Source organism: Metallumcola ferriviriculae (assembly GCF_035573695.1).
GTDB lineage: Bacteria > Bacillota > JADQBR01 > JADQBR01 > JADQBR01 > Metallumcola > Metallumcola ferriviriculae.
This window is the reverse complement of the sequence record NZ_CP121694.1, coordinates 3,444,523-3,464,462: the sequence shown is the minus strand read 5'-3', so window position 1 is coordinate 3,464,462 and position 19,940 is coordinate 3,444,523. Positions and strand designations below refer to the sequence as shown.

Sequence of the window (19,940 nt, the reverse complement as noted above, 5' to 3'; positions counted from 1 at the left end):
GATGTTTTCCCAAATTGAGGAATACTATCGTTTAGAAAAACTGCCTCATATCTGGTGTCCCGGTTGTGGACACGGTATCATATTAGGTGCTATGACCCGGGCGATTAAGGAATTGGGTTACGATCAGAATAAGACCGTAGTGGTTTCCGGTATCGGCTGCTCATCACGGGCTTCGGGATATTTGGATTTTAATACTCTGCATACGACCCATGGGCGTGCACTTGCTTTTTCAACGGGAATTAAGATGGCCAGACCCGAGTTGAAGGTATTTGTGGTGATGGGGGACGGCGATTGCACCGCTATCGGCGGCAACCATTTCATACATGCCGCTAGGAGAAATATTGACTTAACGGCAATTGTCTTTAACAATAACATCTATGGTATGACCGGTGGGCAATATTCGCCCATGACACCGCAAGCTAAAAAGGCAACCACTGCACCATATGGTACTATTGAGCGGTCTTTTGATTTGTCTCAACTAGCCATTGCATCCGGAGCTACTTTTGTTGGCCGGGGTACGGCTTATCATGCTAAACTGCTCACGCAATTGATTGCTAAAGGAGCTAGAAACAAGGGCTTTTCCGTAGTCGAGGCAATCAGTCAATGTCCAACATCTTATGGTAGAAAAAATAAGCCGGGCGACCCGGCGGAGATGATTAAACTGCAGAAGCAGCAGGCCGTTAAAGTAAGTGCGGCTGCCAGGTTAACCGAGGAGCAAATGCAGGGTAAGTTTACCATCGGTGTATTGCATGATACACCAGCGCCGGAATACACCGAAACTTATGAGCAAGTTATCCGGCGAGCTCAGGCAAAAGCTTAAATTGGAGAAAATAGAATCTTGTTAATGTATAACTGGGGGAGGTTATATCATGCAAAATGCTCAAGAAATAAGATTAAGCGGTTCTGGGGGTCAAGGTTTAATTCTAGGAGGGATTATTTTAGCTGAGGCAGCAATTAAGGATGGTTTGAATACTGTCCAGACCCAAAGCTATGGTCCCGAAGCACGAGGTGGTGCCAGTAAGGCTGAGGTAATTATTTGCCAGGGTGATATTGATTACCCTAAAGTTACTGAGCCGGGAGTTATGCTGGCTATGACCCAGGAAGCATGCGATAAATATATATCAACTTTGAGAAAAGAGGGATTATTAATAATAGATAGCACTTTTGTGGAGCGTATCCCGGAAACCGGGGCAAAGGTTTATTCTCTGCCTATCACCAAATTAGCAAAGGAAGAGATGGGTAAAACCCTAGTTGCTAATATTATCGCTTTAGGCGCTGTCGTAGGTATTACAGGTGTAGTAACCAGGGAAGCGGTAACTGAGGCGGTATTGGCCCGGGTTCCCAAAGGGACTGAAGAACTGAATAAAAAAGCCCTGGCGCTCGGATTTGAGCATGCTGCCAGAGCAATCGAAAAAACTGCAGTTAGAAAAGTTGTAGCTGGATAATGGGGAAGGAGTACTCCTTCCCCATATTTTTTTTAATCCCCAAAAAATACTGCAGGATAATAGCATTTTGTGGTGAATAAAAAGGTGACTTATTAGTGTTCACGTTAATAGTATGTTACAAAAGGGGGAGCAGCTAGTTCGATGTCTAGGTTACAGCAGGTTAAAGAAAACGGACAAAAGGTGGCTGAAGCCATTGCCACGGTCTTGAAGGTAGATGTGGAAATTGTGGACCTAGACTTGGTAAGGGTAGCGGGGACTGGGAAAATTAGAAACGATGTAGGGTCTCGTCTGCGCAGGGGGCTTATTAATAAACATGTAATTAAAACCAGTAAACCGGTATTTATCAAGGACGCCGGGCATCATAGTATCTGTAATTCCTGTCCGCTTGAAGGGGACTGTTATTATATGGCCTCTATCGTGTACCCTATCAAGGTAAATAATGCTGAGGTCATCGGCGCCATGAGCCTGATCGCTTTTGATGAGGAACAGAAGCGAACACTTTGTTCCGCGCCCAATAATCATTTGGAATTCATCGGTCGGATGGCTGACCTGATTGGCAGTAAAGTAGCGGAACGGGAAATGGTAGCTGAAAAAATTGTTATGGCTAACCAACTGCAAGCCCTGGTGGATTCGGTGCACGAGGGTGTTTTAGCGTTGGACCAGGAGGGGGTAATTACCCACTTCAACAAATCAGCAGAAAAAATGTTTGGTATCAAAAAGAAAGAAGTTATTGGCAAGAATTTGCAGCATCTCATTCCGTCCGTGCCATTATTGGATGTTATGCATGGGGGTAAGGGCTTTTCTTCCAGGGAAATATATTTTAACTTCCAAAATAAGCAGCTGCATTTTGTTAGCACCGCTAGGCCGATTAAGGCAGAGGATAAGCGGATAGTAGGTGTGGTGGCATCTTTTAGAGATTTTAGCGAAACTCAACAACTTGCATACCAAATCGTAAACCGGCAAAACAGCATCGGTTTCAATAGTATAATCGGGCAGGGTAAGTCCATCCAACAGGTCAAGGAAAAAGCAAAGAAAATTGCCGGCAGCAATTCTACGGTGCTGATAGTTGGGGAAAGTGGTACGGGGAAAGAAGTGTTTGCCCGGGCAATTCATACTGCCAGTCCACACAGTCATAAACCATTTATTGCCATCAACTGCGGCGCTATTCCGGAACCGCTGCTAGAAAGTGAACTTTTTGGTTATGATGAAGGTGCCTTCACCGGAGCAAGGCGTGGCGGAAAGCCTGGGAAAATTGAGCTGGCTAGCGGCGGCACTCTGTTTTTAGATGAAATAGGCAATATGTCTCTTTACCTTCAAGCAAAGTTGCTGCGGGTACTACAGGAAAAACAGATTGAACGGGTAGGCGGAACAAAAGTTATTCCCGTGGACATTCGTATTATCGCTGCTACTAACAGTGATTTACGCAGCATGGTGGAGAAGGGGCAGTTCCGGGAGGATTTGTATTATCGACTTAATGTCATACCGTTGGAAATACCGCCGCTGCGAGAGAGAAAGGATGACATCCTGCTGCTCTTAGACTATTTTTCTCGTCGATACAGTAAATTAATGGATAAGAAGATAAGAGGATTGACCCATTCAGCGCAGGAGATTTGTCTTAAGTATCCTTGGCCGGGGAATGTTCGAGAACTGATAAATGCCATAGAATACGCGATAAACCTGGAGGAGGGAACTCATATTACTCCTGAGAGTTTACCGCCGCGGATGCGGGAAGATACCAACAAACGAGAAGTTTTCAAGAAGAGTGCCCATGGGGAAAACAAAGTACCGACCTTGGCTGAATTGGAACGGGAAGCCATTGTACGTGCTTTAGAAGAATACGGTTGGACGGAAGAAGGTAAGCAGCAGGCGGCCGATGCATTGGGTATTTCTCGGGCAACAATTTATCGAAAGATACAGAAGTATCACCTAAATGGAAATAACAGTGAATTCTAAGTTTGCCGCGCCGTGCCTAATAACTTGACAAAATGGTGTCAGGCACCATTTTGTCAAGTTATTGCTTTTACCTCTTTCCCATTTGGGACTTCAGCTGGTATTTATTACCTTCATAATTACACAATCACAACCGTACTTATTTAGGAAGAAAGAGGAAGGATGTGATGCCGTGGTAATTAGGCTTAAGCGACTTTGGCTGATCCTAGGGGGTGTGTTATTAGTTGCAGCGGTGGTCTCGGGTGGTTACTTATACTATATTAAGGAAGTAAGGGTGATTCCAGAGGAGTTGGTGGCGAGCTCCTTGGAAAACACATTGGCAGTGGGAAATTACCGCTACCAGGTTAGTGCATCCTTAGAACTGGATGGTACAGACAAGAGGGCACTCAGTGATATCAATGGGGAAAAACAAAAGAACAATTTTCATATCAAAGGAACGATGCTGGGGCAGCAGGTGGAAGTGTACCAAGTGGACGATATTACTTATTCATTAAATCCAAAAACACAACAGTGGATGGTCACTCCGGGAAGCGAGTTATTTCAACCAGAACTTTTCATGACGGAAATAAACCCAATGTCTAATTTCCGATTTACTCAGGTAAATAATATCCAGTACCAGGGGGTTGAGAAGAATAACCACCAGAAGCTGCATATAATTACCTGCAACCCTGTGGTTAACAACGGTTTCTTGGAAAAATATTGGCAGGATTTTAGTTATCGCCTCTGGATTGATAGACATAGCGAAAGAGTAGTTAAAGCCCAAATAAGTGCCGTAAGTCTTAGAGACCCCAAAGATACCATGCGCATTGAGGTAGATTTAAAGGATTTTAATAAAAAGTTTACCATTAAACCACCGGAAAGTGATTAGGGATTGTATGAAGGTCGGGACACGGCCTTCTTTTATTTTTTCGGCAGCAGTATTGCTTATAATGATACCAAGGATTTGCTCTGAAGGCTGACATCATTATCCTTTTTCTAATTCAGCGCAGGATTAGTGATACCATTGTCGAATAATTGTATGAGGATTTGAGGTGAAAACTATGGATAACGAATTGCATACAAAATTAGAAGCGGTATTAAAAAATATAAACAAGGTGCTTGTGGGCAGAAATGATGCTGCCAAAATGGTCTTGGCAGCAGTTGTGGCTCGCGGTCATGTCTTGTTGGAGGACAAGCCAGGTGTGGGAAAAACCATGCTCGCCAAGGCGTTGTCCCGGTCGATAGGATGCAAGTTTTCCCGTATCCAATTCAATGCAGATATTTTGCCCGGTGATATTACCGGCGTAGATATTTACACCCAGGAGGGTGAATTTAAGTTTGTACCCGGGCCAATTATGTCTAATTTGGTACTGGTGGATGAGATTAATCGCGGTAATCCCCGAGCCCAGTCCGGGTTGCTGGAAGCCATGGAAGAAAAACAGGTGACGGTAGGTGAAGAAAGTTATCAATTGAACGAGCCATTTTGCGTTATTGCTACCCAAAACCCATTAGATCTGGCAGGTACATTTCCTCTTGCTGAAGGATTGTTGGACAGGTTTATGGTGACAGTTTCGCTGGGTTACCCTGATATTTCACAGGAACTGAATATGCTGGATTTATGGCAAGGCAGTAATCCCTTGGACGAAGTAGAACAGGTGATAGATGCCAAAGAGGTTATTGCGGCACAAGAGGCGGTCACGAAAATATATGTGGAACAAAGTGTTAAGGAGTATATGGTGAAACTGGTCCAAAAATTGAGACACGATAATCAATTGAGGGTAGGACTCAGCCCGCGGGCCACATTGGATGTTTACCAACTTTCTCGGGCTTGGGCCCTGCTTCATGGGCGCAGCTATACCCTGCCGGATGATGTTAAAGCAGTTGCATCAGAGGCGCTCTCCCACCGCTTATTCTTAAAAGATGAGTTGGCATTTGGCGGGGTTCAGGCTAAGTATTTGGTGGAAGAGGCACTTACCTTGATAACTGTACCGGTGGTAGGTTAATTATGAGACTGAAACTGCCGGTTACCCTACTATGGCTTGCGATAGTCAGCTTACTGTTGTCGAGACTGGGTATGGGTCAGCAGGCGTTGCCATTTGTAGGGGCTGTGGCATTAGTTATTACTATGGATATATTAGTCGCATACCTAGCCGGTATAATGGTACAGGTTTGCCCATTAGGTATGTTGGAAGCGGTGAGAATGGCATCGACTGCTGTAAAGGTCAAGCAGTTACGTTTGCTGAGGTTCGTTCCCCATAATTTTTCCATGGAAGGCGAAGCGAAGACCGGCAAAATGGTAATCAAGCAAATTGGGAGTAATGAATTACAGTTAATAGTTAACCGTCGAGGCTTTTATGATGCTCCTAGGATAAAATTACATTGGCAGGACCCGTTGGGTTTTTTTAAGTGGAGAAGAAAATTAATATTGGCAGACTCCATGTGGGTTTACCCCCGCATCCAACAGGTCAACATAAGGCAGTTTTACTCTGGGGGAGATGAGATTTTAATTGAGGGTACCGGTGTGGCAGACAGGCGGCGGATACATTGGCGTGCCACTGCGGCAACGGGAAAATTGATGATACGCCAACCACGGCATCAAGCAGAAATAAAGATGCTGGTGATATTTTCCGGAGATGAGGAAAAAGACAGTCAAATCGCCGATGAGGCTGCTTCCTGGTGGCAGGCCTTCAGGAAGGGCGGCTTACGTTATAGTGCAATAGTGGCCGCCGCGGATGTGCACCTAGTCAATATGGCCCCAAACTCGCCCAACAGGATGTTAAAGATTTTAGCCCGGGCAAAAGGGCCTTATCAATACACGGGTCTTGCTAAAGTGATGGGGACCATTCAAACTGATGACCAAGTGATAGTGGCGGGTGAAATTCCCAAGAAATTCAGTGGCAGGTTTTCGCAGTTAAAGGTAGGGAGTAAATATGCGCACAAATAAAATTATTACCCACATCGCGTTAATTGCAGCGCTGGTTGTTTTTTTAGCCGGCGCTTTTAAACCTTTTACGGGATTATCCTGGTTGATATTTGCATTGTTCAGTACCTGTTATTATATTTTCGCAGTATACACTCTTACATCCAGGGTGCGGATATTCCTCAGTATTACTTCGCTAGGGTGGCTTTTTTTAGTTTACCGTGTTATGGTGTTGGGAATTACTGACACGGTTAGTTTCGCGGTTGCTTTCTGTTGGGGTTTGTCTTATCTTATGGCTGCTCAGTTCCATAAAGGGGATTTTTGGGCGGTGGTTATGACCGGCACTACTGTGTTATTATTGGAACAAGCAGTATTTTCGGTGAATCTCTGGTTTGTTGTGGTACTTTTTGTTTTTTTATTACTGCTAGCCCAGAGTTTAAGAAAACATAATACTGCCCTGATTGCTTTGAGTTTCGCTATTTTAATATCGTTACCTTTGTTACTACTTCTATGGCTGCCTCGGAATGATGAAGTGGTGCCGCCGGTAGCCTTGGATCAGGTGGTTAAATATGATGGCAGTGAAAAAAATCCTATCTCGGACAGCCGCCAGGAGCTTGAGCAGCCATTATTTATGGTGAAGAGCAGCTCACCTGCGTACTGGCGGGGGAAGGTATTTGACTATTTTGACGGTGGTAGCTGGACATCAACGTTAGACATTAGAGAGGCCATTCAGCCACAATTTGCCAATCAGCTGGCAGCTGATACAGTGGAGCAGGAAATAACACTTTTTGCGAATGCAAAATTTTTACCGGCAGCTTATCAAGTTAATAGTTTAGAGGTACCCGGAGCGGCTATTGACAGCGCTGGGTCAGTGATTAAGGATATTGAAGCGCCCTTTACTTATCGCGCAGTGTCCACAGTACCGTCATTGCCGGGAAACCTGAAGGATGATAGTTTTACCATGACAAAGGAAAAATTTCTTCAGATTCCTGAGGGAATTTCTCCCGAGATAGGGATCCTGGCAGAAAAGGTAAGCAAAGATGGTGCTGACCGCTGGGAAAAGGCGATGTTGATTAGTAATTATCTAACAGAAAACTTTCGCTATAACACCCAGGCTAAGTTTAGTGAGGAAGATTTGATCGGGGAGTTTCTTTTTTCAAAAAAAGAGGGTTATTGCGTGCAATATGCGTCAAGCTTCGTTATAATGGCCCGTAGCGTGGGTATTCCTGCGCGTTGGGTCTTGGGTTTTACACCAGGTATTTTTGATAAGGAACAGCAGGCATATTTTGTCTACGGTCGTAATGCCCATACATGGGCGGAAGTGTTTGTGTCCGGCAGCGGGTGGCTACCCGTGGAAGCTACCCCGGGGTTCGCTATGCCAGGGTTAACTCCAGTTGAAGAAACTGTAAATAATTATAACCTGGGAAATGGCATTTATTTAACTGTGATTGTGGTAGTTATCCTTGTGTTAACATTATTTATTTTTAGAATTTATCAAAATGCGCTTCGAAAACGTAGGAACAGCTCTGGCCCAACCCTGCGGCAATATAAGCGGACCGGGCTATATGGAGAAATGGTTGTTTGGCTAGCCGGTCGAGGGCTGGCACCTAAAAGCCATGAAACGCCTAGGGAATATGCCGGCCGGGCAGGTAGCATTAGACCTGGATTTAAGAATGTATTGGCCTCAGCTGCCGAACAATTTAGTGCGAAGCGTTACGGTAATAAGGAAACTAAAGATATCGACTGCCAAAACGAGCAACAGCTGCGGCGTGAATGGGATAATTTGCGACAAAATTCACCAAAAAAATAGGATTGGGAAGGAATTCATTATTTAGTAGAGAACTCTAGTGGGTAAATTTGCCTCAGTGGGAAAAAATAATTATTGACGGAATCGGTGAAAGGAGAATGCATAGTGGCAGTAGGAAATGATATACAGGAAAAGCTTATTTCCGAAGCGGAAATTCAAGAAAAAGTGAAGGAATTAGGAAAACGAATCAGTGGTGACTATGGTGACGCCGAGAATTTGATAGTGGTAGGCATACTAAAGGGGGCCATTATTTTTCTATCTGATTTGGTTAGGGAAATTACTATCCCCATAAATTTGGATTTTATGGCAGTTTCTAGTTATGGTACAAACATACATAGTTCTGGGGCCGTTCGAATTCTTAAGGACCTAGAGGTGGATATTGAAGATAAGCATGTTTTGATTGTGGAGGATATTGTGGATACCGGTCTGACGCTAAAATACTTACTGGAGAATTTAAAATCCCGCAGTCCGAAAAGTGTTAAGACATGCACTTTGTTGGATAAACCGGAGCGGCGTACAGTCGGAGTGAAGGTTGACTATAATGGGTTTAATATCCCGGACCGATTTGTGGTGGGCTATGGACTGGATTACGCGGAAAGGTATCGCAATCTGCCGTACATAGGGGTATTGAAACCCAAGGCGTACGAGTAAGGGGAGGTAACAGGGTGAAGGATTTTAGCGAGAAGCACCAGTTAGTAATAGTACTGGATTTCGGCGGCCAGTATAATCAATTGATTGCCCGTCGGGTAAGAGAAGCCAATGTCTACTGCGAAATGCTGCCTTATACAACTCCGGTGGAGGACATTCTTGCCAAAGAGCCAAAAGGCATTATCTTTTCCGGTGGACCGTCTAGTGTTTATGGGGAAAGGGCCCCCCGTATTGACCGTCGAATTTATGAAAGTGGTATTCCTATTTTGGGAATCTGTTATGGCATGCAGTTAATGACCCACGACCTGGGTGGCAAAGTGGAACGAGCAAAGTCGAGAGAGTATGGTAAAGCGACTCTGAAGATAACTGAAGAAGATAAAATCTTTCGTGGCATCGAAATGCAGACAGACTGCTGGATGAGCCATGGGGATTATATTACGCAGCCACCACCGCAGTTTAAAATTACTGCAGTTACTGCCAGTACGCCGATTGCCGCTATGTCAAATGAAGCAAGAAGGCACTACGGCATTCAGTTCCACCCCGAAGTGAAGCACACGCCCCGGGGGCAGGATATGTTGGAGGCATTTTTATATGAAGTGTGCGGTTGTGCCGGTGAATGGAACATGGCTTCTTTCGTCGATGAAGAAGTGGTGCGTATTCGAGAACTGGTGGGCAATAAGAAAGTGATTTCTGCTTTGAGCGGCGGCGTGGATTCCGCGGTATCATCGGTGCTGGTAAGCAAGGCCATTGGTGAGCAGCTGACCTGCATTTTTGTAGATCACGGTCTGCTGCGCAAAGGTGAAGCACAGCAGGTCAAGGATACGTTTGGCGGCAAGTTTAACCTGAATTTTATCGCCGTTGATGCAAAAGAAAGATTTCTTAAAAAACTGGCGGGTGTTACAGACCCCGAACAAAAAAGAAAAATTATCGGTGAAGAGTTCATTCGCGTTTTCGAGGAAGAAGCAGAACAGTTAGGTGAGATAGACTACCTGGTGCAGGGAACGCTGTATTCTGACGTAGTGGAAAGTGGTACAGAAACTGCCGCTACCATCAAGAGTCACCACAATGTAGGCGGCTTGCCCGAAGAGATGAATTTATCGCTAATTGAACCGCTGCGCAGTCTATTTAAAGATGAAGTGCGTTTGGTAGGAGAAGAGTTGGGCTTGCCAGCGGATATTGTCTGGCGTCAGCCTTTCCCGGGGCCGGGTTTGGCCATTAGAATCCTAGGAGAAATCACCGAGGAAAAATTGGCGACCCTTAGAGATGCGGATAACATCGTGATAGATGAAATCAAAAGAGCCAATCTTTACCGGGACATTTGGCAGGCATTTGCTGTCCTCCCTTCAATGCGCTCCGTGGGCGTCATGGGCGATGAGCGCACCTATTCCTACACCGCAGTAGTGCGGGCAGTGACCAGCGACGACGCCATGACCGCCGACTGGGCACGTATGCCCTATGATTTGCTCGAAAGAATTTCCAACAGGATTGTCAATGAAGTAGAAGAGATAAACCGGGTGGTATATGATATTACCTCAAAACCCCCGGGGACGATTGAGTGGGAGTAGGGTAGAAGCCGTGATAACACTGGTTTTACTTGAGGTTTAGGGTTTTCAACTATTAAGAGTGGTGGTTTTGATTTTCGCCTGTTTTTGGTGAAGTCTTAACCATCGTTTTTTTGATGCCAACCTACCTGCCTATGATAATTTAGAACATGCCAAAAGAAAACATAAAAAAGCTAGACACCGGGAAATCACCCCCATGTCTAGCTGCTGGATTAATTAATGTATTTATATGGTGAAAATGATTCCGTCTGCTCCTTGGTGCCCCCATCTTCTGCACTATGCTGGGCCTTTATGCGATAATAATAACCCGGCTGGACATCTGAGAATTTATAATACCCATCTGCATAATCAGAGTTATACTCTGTAAATGTTACCGAAGAAGCTATATCTGTCCATGACGACCCATTCCACTTTTGGAGAAATAGTTTTACCCCAACAGAGTCAACCACATACTGAGTGAAACTACGTCCTCTAGATGAAATAGTACGGTCTCAGTATGACATAATTAATTCCCAACGATTCCAACCCTCTTTCGGAGGAAATGATACTTATCCCTTGTTGAATGGAAAGACTGTCTTGATGAAGAATGGCGCTTGATTAAGCAGCATCCCCGGTGGGCTGTTGAAATGTTAACACCCCTGGGAGGAAGAATAGTGGATGTAATAGAAATGGTCCGGCATCATCACGAAAGGTATGACGACTATGACGGATGTTTTTCAAAAATTAGATGGTAATGTTCAGGAACGGTAATGCGGTTTAATACGCCGCTCTGCAACAGCTCGCCGTTCTATCACGATGAAAGGATACTTCTTTTCTTTTAACAGAGCCAAATTGTCTTTGGTGGCAATGCCGCGATCCATGACAATCGTAGGTTTCAGATGTTGGAATAAATCCGGCTCGTACAGACGATTCAAGATGGCGGAGAGGGTCTCCGGTTCGGATTGATTTCCTTCGTAAATTTGGCTGAACAGAGGGAATCCGCGCTCGTCCACGACCAGCGCCAACGTAACCAGAGGGCAGTCATTTCGCTTTTCTTTGGATTTCGCGCGTTTCGCCAATTCATTGTTTATGCAGCGTCCTTCGAAGCAGGTGTTCGTGAGATCGTATAGAAAGAGCGTCGGTTCACTCACGAATAATCCCTGCTCACGGCTTCGCAGCGTTTTTTCCAATGATGATTTATGAATCCAAAGCTTATCGGCAATCTCGTAGACGGCGTCTTTGCCAATGTCCGACAGATTCACCGGGAGCAATTCCAACAGCGCCGTACGGTTTCGCAACCACTCCCAAGCAGCCAGATCACTGGACGCCTCAATCAATCGAGCGATAAGCACAGCTTTAGCCAATGCTTGCTCCGTAAGGGTAAAACCACAAGCCTGTAATATGGAATCCAAATCCAGATGTTCCCACATCGTATGAGCAACCAGCTCAGGCCCTAGCGAACGGGATAATGCGATCTCAATGCCATTCATATCAATGTTGACCAGTTCGCGTTGATCTTGTCGACGGATTTTGTCCTTTTGTTTCGTTTGAAGAAAATCATAGTGTTCCATCGCCTGATTGGCCGCCTTTGGAAGTTCCGCCTCATCTTCAAACAAGGAGAATTGCCCGGCTAACCTGGTTTCTAAAAGAGCCGCCAACTTAGGCCATCGGGACTTGGGTAAGGTCAACGTTCAGCTCCATCACAATACGCTGCCTGGGTCCTTTCTCGGTTCGAACGGATTCAATCAGCTGATGCTTGCTATATTTCTTTTTTTCAGTTTTTGGTAAACGTTTCACGTATGTACATAGGATAAGGATACCAAGAAATCATGGAAAAATAAACAACTTTTTGAAACAATATCTGATTAGGACACTACATTTGAATTCCGAGGAACAACACAGTAAAATCAAGGGTTTTTGAACCTCAAAATGCCGTTTTCGGGCAATTCCTGCGATGACCTGCCGAAACTTGGGCTAGGGTTCTACTGTAAACCGAAGTGGTTAGAAGCAGCAGGTATAAGGTTGAATAGGCTTTATTAAAGGGTAAATGAGGCTACCGCATTTACATAGGATGTACAATATGGGATGCTTTGTTTGATCAAAAAGTTAAAATTTATCAACTTAGCGATTATGCTTAAGATTCGGGAGAGCTTCTTTTGAGGCGGATTAAAGGAGGTGGTCATATGGTTTGAAAAAATAATATCCCTGCTAATGAACAACTCGTAACTGACCATTAGCAGGGAGCACTATTACCTACATTAAAAGTAGGTAAGGTAGTTATTTATATTTTAGCCTTTAAATGTTTTATGTACAGGAAAAATTCTAGATTATTATAAGTGAGGAGGATAAAACAGTATGACTCGAAAATTTATTGCGATACTGATAACCGTTGCTCTTATGATAATAGTAGGGTCTGGAATTCACGTACAGAATACTTATGCACTACAAAAGCAGAAAGAGCAGACGATAAAAGAATTTTTTACTCCGATAGGTAGCTTCATGAAAGAAAACAAAAATTACTTATCTCAATCGATATCGTCACTAAGGGCAGACAACCTAAAAGTAGAGGAAATAATTGCACGTGTAAATGCTTGGCCTATCACAATGGGGGAATTAGAATTTAGAAGAGGGTTACGCGACATATCTGGTTTGGGTTCTTCGGAATATACGGATGTTTTTAATGTGTTAGTTGAAGAAAAAATAATTATAGACTATTCACTCAAGAACGGAATCTTACCATCCAAGGAACAAATTCAAGAACTTATTGAAAGGGAAAAAGGGTGGTATCAAGACTCTAATGGGCAGTACAAAGAAACAGTAGATGCAATATTGCGTGCGAGTAATATGACTTTGAATGAATATTGGACTACCTATGAGTGGTATAACGCATTCCGTCTATTAGCATTTGATAACACTTATAAATTTGTAATCAAAAATGGTCAAAAACAAGGGAAACTTCCTTCTGGGGAAAATGGAATTACAGAGGAGATGATAAAACAATACGAGACTTACTGGAACAACCACAAGAAAAGTCTTAAAGCAAAAGCGGAAGTTAAAATGCTTGATGACAAGGGTCTTAACTTAGAACTTGATTTAGAAAAGTTATTCTTATAAAAAAAAGGAGGAGATTTTAATGATAAATGTTAAGCGGGTATCATTGATGTTAATACTGTCTTTCCTACTGTTAATAGTAGGTAGCACTGTAGCACTCGCACTAACTACTGTCTCAGCTGGACAAACTTTTTATTATGATCCTTGGTCTCCTGATTATGGAAGTAAAAGGCAGTATTTTACCCTTTCTTATTATGGAGATGAATGGGAAGGCACCGACCCATTTGGTTCTTCATTTCAGGCAGTTGAAAAACAAGATTTCTTTATTTATCGAGATGATAAGTGGGTTATTTGGCCTCCAGAAGTAGGCAATGGAAAGGCTAAACTAATCAAGGTCGAGCTTCAAAATAGTAGCGGAAGTACTGTTGTAACTCAACAAAATTCTGAATGGGAAGATGGGACCTATCGTGACTATATGTTTAGTACGGATAGTATAAGGTATACTTTTAGGCGGAATTCTATGATATCAAATGAACCCTCTGGGTCATATAGGATTAAGGCTACGGGAATGCACTATATGCCTACAGGTTCATGGTTTCCAGATTTTTGGGAGAAATCTATAACTACAAGTTATTTTTAAAAGCTACTAAGCAAATACTTATCCATTGCTTAAGCTATCTTATGGTAATTGAGATATAAAAGAAAAGGTTTTGCAAAACTGGCACCGTTTCATTACGGTGCCAGTTAAGATAATTATGTTGTGAATTAATAACTCAACTTTCGCAGACTGAAACAGCCAAGGGTAAGCATGCGAAACCCCTTGTAAAAACGCATTTTTTGAGAAGCATGGTCAAAGCAGCGAGCTAATAATTCTACTGACTTGCTGCGGTTTCGTTCATAGGAAGAATCATCTAAAATCAATACTTTTGGGCGATTATGATTTGTAAGTCTTGTGGCTTTCCCAATTGTGTATGTACTAAGAAACAGTAAAAACCTTCGCCAAGCAAAAGTAGGTTGATTTAAGAAACGATAGACTGCGTCCTTAGCTGGAAAATCGGTAGATTTCTTGCTTTCAAGGGTTTGAAACCAGTTCTTGTGCTCAAAGATTAAACAAAAAATCAACTGAAAAATGTAAGCACAGGAGAAACCGAAAGCCTTGGTAATGCCAGCTTTCCTCAAATGTTTTAGTATTTTTAGCTCTTTAAATATAAGGTTTAGTTCATTTGGTAGTTGCTTGTTTTGGCTGTTATCCGTTATCATATAGGAGACACCTCTTCTGTATGGTAATTGTGGTTCTTGACAAACCTACTATACCAAACGTTGAGGTGTTTTTCATGCTTTTTTTAAAATCAAGTACTATACTTTAACGGGCATCAGCACCACTGCTGTTGAATAAATTATATTTTTCTTGGTGCGAAAGTTGAGTTAATAACTTTTCAATAATTTAAAGGAGGAAATTTAGAAAGCTAATACTAGAGGTGTTGTAACGGTACCGGCCTACGGGTTCGCGGAAGAAAGCCATGTTTCACTATTTAGCTATATAAAAATAAAAAGACAGTTGTCAAAAATCATAGCCACTTACCCTCCATGCGCTCTGTGGGCGTCATGGGCGATGAGCGCACCTATTCCTACACCGCAGTAGTGCGGGCGGTGACCAGCGATGACGCCATGACCGCCGACTGGGCGCGTATGCCCTATGATTTGCTTGAAAGAATATCCAACAGGATTGTCAATGAAGTAGAAGAGATAAACCGGGTGGTCTATGATATTACCTCCAAACCGCCGGGGACGATTGAGTGGGAATAGGGTAGAAGGATTGAAAACACTGGTTTTACTTGAGGTTTAGGGTTCTGAATTATTAAAAGTGGTGGTTTTGATTTTCGCCTGTTTTTGGTGAAGTCTTAACCATCGTTTTTTTGATGCCAACCTACCTGCCTATGATAATTTAGAACATGCCAAAAGAAAACATAAAAAAGCTAGACACCGGGAAATCACCCCCATGTCTAGCTGCTGGATTAATTAATGTATTTATATGGTGAAAATGATTCCGTCTGCTCCTTGGTGCCCCCATCTTCTGCACTATGCTGGGCCTTTATGCGATAATAATAACCCGGCTGGACATCTGAGAATTTATAATACCCATCTGCATAATCAGAGTTATACTCTGTAAATGTTACGGAAGAAGCTATATCTGTCCATGACGACCCATTCCACTTTTGGAGAAATAGTTTTACCCCAACAGAGTCAACCACATACTGAGTGAAACTACGTCCTCTCGATGAAATAGTACGGTCTCCATTATCATTAATAGTACAATCACCACTGGAAATTAGGTCAAGTGACTGTACCCCTATACTAAAATCATCGTCCGGCGGTGGTGGAGTCTTTGCCGCCAGGGCAGGATTAGTAACCATCCCCACAAAAATGAAGGTAGCTAGTAGTTTTACAAGCAACTTTTTGACCATTTTACATTCCCCCTAAGTATAGTTTTGGTTTTCCTATACTTAGATAAAGAGAGGCTTACTTAGGTTCCCTATATGAAAAACTTTCTGCAATTTTTATCATCTCTTCTGCGGGGTAGTAACCTACTATGCTGTAGATAATACCCTGCTCATGCCAGTACAAGGTTTTCTTTCCCCCTTTGTTATTTATTAACATGGTTGTTCCTTAGAACATCAAGTATGCCCCTTCTACAGTAAAAGACAAAAATTTTAAATTTTTAAGTAAACCAGATATTCCCATTTAGTGTCAGCAACAGCAATCTTACCAGCAATTTCTCTTCCCGTTCTTTTTGGATGACAGCATCATTTACTTGGTCCTTGGCAAATCCCTTTTGTATGTAATCAATCCGATCTTTATCGAGGGGTAATACTTTTTTTGCTTTATATAAGTGCTGTCGGGCCGTATTTAGGGTAATGGCTTTAATCCATGCCGCTATTTTGGCAGGGTCTCTGAGTTGATGGTATTTCTCGAAGGCAATGGTAAAAGCCTCTTGGGTTACTTCTTCGGCCATTTCTTGATTTCGAGTCAGATATAGGGCTAATCTATATACCGTTTCAAAATGGCTCTCGTAAATCAGTTGGTTGGTTTCCAATGTTAATCTAGTGTTGGCCCTTTTCTCTTTCAACATCAAGCAACCCCTCCCCCTTGCACAGTTAATTATAGCATTTTTTGAAAAAATCCAAAATTAAGGGAACCCGAATGGTTTCTTTTTATCTTATATATAAAGGCCTTTTCTTCTAGGTCTGGTAATTTGCCTTTTATAAGGAATTAGCACTAGGTCGAATGAACACCTTGGCTGGTCCACCTGAAGTGTACTGCACCAAGCTTTTATCATAGGGGTAGATGGCATGTTGTTCATTTTCATGACTGAGCGGAAGGGGGGGATTTCCGATGGATTAAGTAAATCTTAGCCTGGCGTTTTCTAAGACACTCATACTCATTAAGAAATATGGCAAAATGTTATGTTTCTTAAGACACCCGTAATTGACCGTGAACCTTTGGCCCATGGTTGACACAGCCTGAGAGCCCTCCCCTATAAGGGAGGCGGCTGTGCAGCCAACGAGACTATCATGCGGCCCACCCACCATTAAGGGTAAAGTGAATGGGCTGGGCAATACAAACGAGTCAGTTTTAAGTTTTCAAAGAACAAAACTTAACTGGAAATTTGATGATATTTGGTTTGTCAAAACATATAGGTAATTGCGAAATTCAAAATTTAACGTAGGCAGCTAATCAGAAAGTTTAATAAAGAGGACAGAAAATTTTAAGCAGAGGTTGGACAGAAAAAATTCGGCACAAATAACCGCAAGTATTTTGCGGGTTGAAAGAGCAAGTATAAAGGATTTGCTAAGCCAAAAGAGGTTTAAGGCTTCTGATGAGTTCGTGTTTATGGAGTTTGTCTGCAAGAATAACGGTAAGCAGTTGAGTAATTCCTGCAAGGAGTAAGTCAGCCTTAATGGTTAAAGCATTTGTAGTTTTTCTGTTGGCGACGCCAAAATTGGATTTAAAGTGTTGAATGGTTTGCTCAATAACGCAACGATTTTTGTAGATATCAATCCATTCAGGGGTGTCTCTAATAATGCCAGGATAAAGTCTTAAGTCTTTTTCAGGATAGGTATAAAACATTCTACCAGAAGGAGAGTCGGAGCAAGGATGTTCACATAAAGTAATGCGTTTAGAACCTTTCCACTTCATTTTTGGGCAAACCCATTTATCTCTAACAACGCCACTCCTTAAGGGCGCTTTACCTTCATATTTCATGGGTAAAGAAGAATCTAACGGACACAGAGGTTGTCCAGATTCGTTGAACCCGGGTTCAGGGAGGTTCTTAGAACCTCGTTCGTTCAGAGGAATGACTGTTTTTAAAAAGTGACAATCCTTCAATAAAAAGTTATAGGAATCGTTTGTATCAAAAGCAGCATCGCCAATAAACGTGCTGGGTTTAAAATGAGTATGTGTTTTAAAAAAGTCGCGCAGAACAGGTTTAAGTGCTTTAGAATCGGATAAGGATTTATCTTCATCAGGGGAATCAGACTTTTTCTCTATTGGGATTTCAGGGTGTGCATTTATAAAGTCTTCATCAAAAAAGGAAATATTTCTGACTATACCAAGGCCATTTGTGAGCATACCAAATTTATAGACATAGCAAAAATGGCCATTGATGTAAAGCTGTTTGACATTTGGATTTGATGATGCGCAGGAAGGCATAATGCCGTATGCCATTTTGTATGGGTCAACAGAAGAGTTGCCTTTGTATTGAGACTTAAGCTGCTTGATTAAGCGATTGATAAACTTAGGATTATTCTCAGTAACGTAAGCTTCAACGCCAGAGGTATCAAAGACGAGATATGAAGCAAGTTCTGAGTTAATTTGCTCACAAATAGGTTCAGTTTGATCAACAAGGTTATCAAAAAGTGTTTGAAGATGTTTAGAAAAATCTTGCTTAAATCGTGTAAATTTTGATGCATCAGGTACTTTAGAAAAACCACAGAATTCACGGATTTCCTTGGAAAAATTCAAAAAAATAATCAGAAGCGCATCTGTAGGAATAGAAAAGATTCTCTGAATGATGAGTGCATAAAGAAAAGACTCAAGCTTAAATTTTCGTTTGCGACCAAAGTGCTTGTAAAAAGCCTGATAGAAACTCAGCGAAATATACTCTGAAAGTTGAATATGCTCTTCAAGAAGCGCTAGAAACCGAGGTTTATCCTTATCAACGAAATCAAGACAACCGTCATAAATATCAGATAGGGATAATTGTTTAAATTTCACAGAATAGATCTCCTTTCTTGTTGAATGTAGATATTGCCTGTTAACTATATTTTACACAAGACAAGTGAGGAGTTCTATATAACTAAGCAAGAAAAAAGATAGAATTTGCAAGGGTTGCGGCGTTTTGCAAACGCCTAGTCAAAACATATTATACGAGGAGGATTAAGTAAATGAATAAAAAGTTGGTAAGTATACTTTTATTGATTTCTTTTTGTTTTAGCTCACTTGCTTTTGCTAGCACGGGTGCTGTAGGTATTGCAAAAGACAGGGCTTCTAAAGTTGGCCCATACACATATAAAGTTATCCCGACAAAAGAGGAACAAGAACGAAGTTTTGAACGGTTTGGTTTGGATAAATCAAAAATGATCAGATTTAATGATTCTTTTATTGGTAAAATTGCTGATTATAATTTATACAAGGTTGAAAAGGATTTTGATGACACTGGAAAACTTCTAACGGAAATAAAATACTATCGAGCAACATATAAAAATACACCTGAGGCAAACAACGTTAAAAACGTAATTTCTGAGCAACAGCAATTAGGTACTACTGTAGTAGCCATGGACTCCAATTTAAACAGCGATATTTCTCTTTTGGGTTACGCATTAGAAGGGGATTTGCGGGTTGTTGTTAGCTACAAAGCCCTCAGTAACACGGGTCTATTCGATACAGAGACTGGATATAAGGAAACCCTTGAAAAAGTAAGCTATACTAAAGGACTTGAATTCTTATCGGGCACCTTTACTTCAAACCCAGTTTTAAATCTGTTTTTATCTGTGGTGTTTGATGATATTATAGATGGGTACAAGGGGAAAGGTGATGGTACGTCTAAGCAGAGAGAAGTTTATAAGTATGGTCAAGCATACCATAGTGGTGCTTGGAAAACTTACTTTGAGACTAAACAAGATGAAGTTTACTGGGATCAAGAGGAAATCAGTTATTACTCTAATGGTCAGGTGAAAAATATAAAAACTACTTATTTTACACCTAACAATGGTTACAAGCCAATTGAATGGCAATGGATGCATTATTTTGACGACAACCAGGAAATTTTAGATGTAACACAATATTGGTACAGCAAAGAACCTAACCTGTCGACTCCCATCCATGCGACAGGATATGAGGCCAGCTACTATAGTACTAACTGGAAAGCGCTGGGGACCGTTAATTACTAGAGGTTGTTCGAAAAGTCCACCGCAGGTGAGCGGCGAATTTCTGCGTTTCTTAGACTTTGAGACTGCTCACGTACGCTCCAGTACGCTCCGCGTCTCAAAGTCTTCGCGGCCTTGAACTTCTTGCGCCTGCTACGATGGACTTTTCGAACA

Annotated in this window: 16 protein-coding genes and 3 pseudogenes; 13 read left to right on the top strand and 6 right to left on the bottom strand. The window is 42.2% G+C overall.

Translation table 11 applies throughout. The annotated features are described in order from the left end of the window. Window position 1 precedes the first annotated feature (1 nt). The 9 genes from MFMK1_RS17110 to guaA all read left to right on the top strand — a co-directional run bounded on the left by MFMK1_RS17110 (window position 2) and on the right by guaA (window position 10,314). Window positions 2–820, top strand: a complete 819-nt coding sequence (locus MFMK1_RS17110; protein ID WP_366922888.1) for a 2-oxoacid:ferredoxin oxidoreductase subunit beta — start codon at window positions 2–4, stop codon at window positions 818–820. A 49-nt stretch (window positions 821–869) separates the two neighbouring features. Next, window positions 870–1,445 carry a 2-oxoacid:acceptor oxidoreductase family protein gene (locus MFMK1_RS17105; protein ID WP_366922887.1) on the top strand — a complete coding sequence of 192 codons (576 nt, stop codon included), beginning with the start codon at window positions 870–872 and terminating at the stop codon, window positions 1,443–1,445. A gap of 141 nt (window positions 1,446–1,586) precedes the next feature. Next, a complete protein-coding gene (locus MFMK1_RS17100; protein ID WP_366922886.1) occupies window positions 1,587–3,398 on the top strand; it encodes a sigma-54 interaction domain-containing protein in 1,812 nt (603 codons plus the stop codon). A 211-nt stretch (window positions 3,399–3,609) separates the two neighbouring features. Then, window positions 3,610–4,263 carry a hypothetical protein gene (locus MFMK1_RS17095; protein ID WP_366922885.1) on the top strand — a complete coding sequence of 218 codons (654 nt, stop codon included), beginning with the start codon at window positions 3,610–3,612 and terminating at the stop codon, window positions 4,261–4,263. Window positions 4,264–4,435: 172 nt separating this feature from the next. Next, the gene (locus MFMK1_RS17090) at window positions 4,436–5,377 is read left to right on the top strand and encodes an AAA family ATPase (RefSeq protein ID WP_366922884.1); all 942 of its coding nucleotides are present in this window, start codon (window positions 4,436–4,438) and stop codon (window positions 5,375–5,377) included. Window positions 5,378–5,379: 2 nt separating this feature from the next. Then, window positions 5,380–6,318: a DUF58 domain-containing protein gene (locus MFMK1_RS17085; protein WP_366922883.1), complete on the top strand. Its 939-nt coding sequence runs from the start codon at window positions 5,380–5,382 to the stop codon at window positions 6,316–6,318. Continuing rightward, window positions 6,305–8,104 carry a transglutaminase TgpA family protein gene (locus MFMK1_RS17080; RefSeq protein WP_366922882.1) on the top strand — a complete coding sequence of 600 codons (1,800 nt, stop codon included), beginning with the start codon at window positions 6,305–6,307 and terminating at the stop codon, window positions 8,102–8,104. The genes MFMK1_RS17085 and MFMK1_RS17080 overlap by 14 nt, the downstream gene beginning before the upstream one ends. A gap of 99 nt (window positions 8,105–8,203) precedes the next feature. Beyond that, window positions 8,204–8,752: a hypoxanthine phosphoribosyltransferase gene (hpt, locus tag MFMK1_RS17075; RefSeq protein ID WP_428846314.1), complete on the top strand. Its 549-nt coding sequence runs from the start codon at window positions 8,204–8,206 to the stop codon at window positions 8,750–8,752. A gap of 14 nt (window positions 8,753–8,766) precedes the next feature. Continuing rightward, window positions 8,767–10,314: a glutamine-hydrolyzing GMP synthase gene (guaA, locus tag MFMK1_RS17070; protein WP_366922880.1), complete on the top strand. Its 1,548-nt coding sequence runs from the start codon at window positions 8,767–8,769 to the stop codon at window positions 10,312–10,314. A 752-nt stretch (window positions 10,315–11,066) separates the two neighbouring features. On the opposite strand, the pseudogene MFMK1_RS17065 reads toward guaA, so the two are convergent. After that, window positions 11,067–12,102 (bottom strand): annotated as a pseudogene (locus MFMK1_RS17065) (IS1634 family transposase); the annotation flags it as partial. A 543-nt stretch (window positions 12,103–12,645) separates the two neighbouring features. On the opposite strand from MFMK1_RS17065, the gene MFMK1_RS17060 reads away from it, so the two are divergent. Together MFMK1_RS17060 and MFMK1_RS17055 are read left to right on the top strand one after the other, a co-directional pair. Next, complete coding sequence (locus MFMK1_RS17060; RefSeq protein WP_366922878.1) at window positions 12,646–13,404, top strand: hypothetical protein; 759 nt, start codon at window positions 12,646–12,648, stop codon at window positions 13,402–13,404. Window positions 13,405–13,423: 19 nt separating this feature from the next. After that, entirely contained in the window at window positions 13,424–13,981 is a 558-nt protein-coding gene (locus MFMK1_RS17055; RefSeq protein ID WP_366922877.1) for a hypothetical protein, read from the top strand. Window positions 13,982–14,136: 155 nt separating this feature from the next. On the opposite strand, the pseudogene MFMK1_RS17050 reads toward MFMK1_RS17055, so the two are convergent. Continuing rightward, window positions 14,137–14,601: pseudogene (locus MFMK1_RS17050) on the bottom strand (IS4 family transposase); the annotation flags it as partial. A gap of 318 nt (window positions 14,602–14,919) precedes the next feature. On the opposite strand from MFMK1_RS17050, the pseudogene MFMK1_RS17045 reads away from it, so the two are divergent. Beyond that, a pseudogene (locus tag MFMK1_RS17045) lies at window positions 14,920–15,147 on the top strand (GMP synthase (glutamine-hydrolyzing)); the annotation flags it as partial. A gap of 209 nt (window positions 15,148–15,356) precedes the next feature. On the opposite strand, the gene MFMK1_RS17040 reads toward MFMK1_RS17045, so the two are convergent. The 4 genes from MFMK1_RS17040 to MFMK1_RS17025 form a co-directional block, all read right to left on the bottom strand. After that, window positions 15,357–15,806, bottom strand: coding sequence for a hypothetical protein (locus MFMK1_RS17040; protein ID WP_366922876.1), 450 nt, complete (start codon window positions 15,804–15,806; stop codon window positions 15,357–15,359). A 55-nt stretch (window positions 15,807–15,861) separates the two neighbouring features. Continuing rightward, complete coding sequence (locus MFMK1_RS17035; protein WP_366922875.1) at window positions 15,862–15,999, bottom strand: DUF4367 domain-containing protein; 138 nt, start codon at window positions 15,997–15,999, stop codon at window positions 15,862–15,864. Between the two features lie 61 nt (window positions 16,000–16,060). After that, complete coding sequence (locus tag MFMK1_RS17030; RefSeq protein WP_366922874.1) at window positions 16,061–16,471, bottom strand: RNA polymerase sigma factor; 411 nt, start codon at window positions 16,469–16,471, stop codon at window positions 16,061–16,063. Between the two features lie 719 nt (window positions 16,472–17,190). Beyond that, the gene (locus tag MFMK1_RS17025; RefSeq protein ID WP_428846297.1) at window positions 17,191–18,624 is read right to left on the bottom strand and encodes a transposase; all 1,434 of its coding nucleotides are present in this window, start codon (window positions 18,622–18,624) and stop codon (window positions 17,191–17,193) included. A 161-nt stretch (window positions 18,625–18,785) separates the two neighbouring features. Between MFMK1_RS17025 and MFMK1_RS17020 the strand changes: the two genes are divergently transcribed. Next, window positions 18,786–19,790, top strand: coding sequence for a hypothetical protein (locus MFMK1_RS17020; protein WP_366922873.1), 1,005 nt, complete (start codon window positions 18,786–18,788; stop codon window positions 19,788–19,790). Window positions 19,791–19,940 lie beyond the last annotated feature (150 nt).

What these genes read in the sequence shown, in the direction of transcription:
- MFMK1_RS17110 (WP_366922888.1), top strand. Translation starts at nt 2, where the DNA reads ATGTTTTCCCAAATTGAGGAATACTATCGTTTAGAAAAACTGCCTCAT.
- MFMK1_RS17105 (WP_366922887.1), top strand. Translation starts at nt 870, where the DNA reads ATGCAAAATGCTCAAGAAATAAGATTAAGCGGTTCTGGGGGTCAAGGT.
- MFMK1_RS17100 (WP_366922886.1), top strand. Translation starts at nt 1,587, where the DNA reads ATGTCTAGGTTACAGCAGGTTAAAGAAAACGGACAAAAGGTGGCTGAA.
- MFMK1_RS17090 (WP_366922884.1), top strand. Translation starts at nt 4,436, where the DNA reads ATGGATAACGAATTGCATACAAAATTAGAAGCGGTATTAAAAAATATA.
- MFMK1_RS17085 (WP_366922883.1), top strand. Translation starts at nt 5,380, where the DNA reads ATGAGACTGAAACTGCCGGTTACCCTACTATGGCTTGCGATAGTCAGC.
- MFMK1_RS17080 (WP_366922882.1), top strand. Translation starts at nt 6,305, where the DNA reads ATGCGCACAAATAAAATTATTACCCACATCGCGTTAATTGCAGCGCTG.
- MFMK1_RS17060 (WP_366922878.1), top strand. Translation starts at nt 12,646, where the DNA reads ATGACTCGAAAATTTATTGCGATACTGATAACCGTTGCTCTTATGATA.
- MFMK1_RS17055 (WP_366922877.1), top strand. Translation starts at nt 13,424, where the DNA reads ATGATAAATGTTAAGCGGGTATCATTGATGTTAATACTGTCTTTCCTA.
- MFMK1_RS17040 (WP_366922876.1), bottom strand. Translation starts at nt 15,806, where the DNA reads ATGGTCAAAAAGTTGCTTGTAAAACTACTAGCTACCTTCATTTTTGTG.
- MFMK1_RS17035 (WP_366922875.1), bottom strand. Translation starts at nt 15,999, where the DNA reads ATGTTAATAAATAACAAAGGGGGAAAGAAAACCTTGTACTGGCATGAG.
- MFMK1_RS17030 (WP_366922874.1), bottom strand. Translation starts at nt 16,471, where the DNA reads ATGTTGAAAGAGAAAAGGGCCAACACTAGATTAACATTGGAAACCAAC.
- MFMK1_RS17020 (WP_366922873.1), top strand. Translation starts at nt 18,786, where the DNA reads ATGAATAAAAAGTTGGTAAGTATACTTTTATTGATTTCTTTTTGTTTT.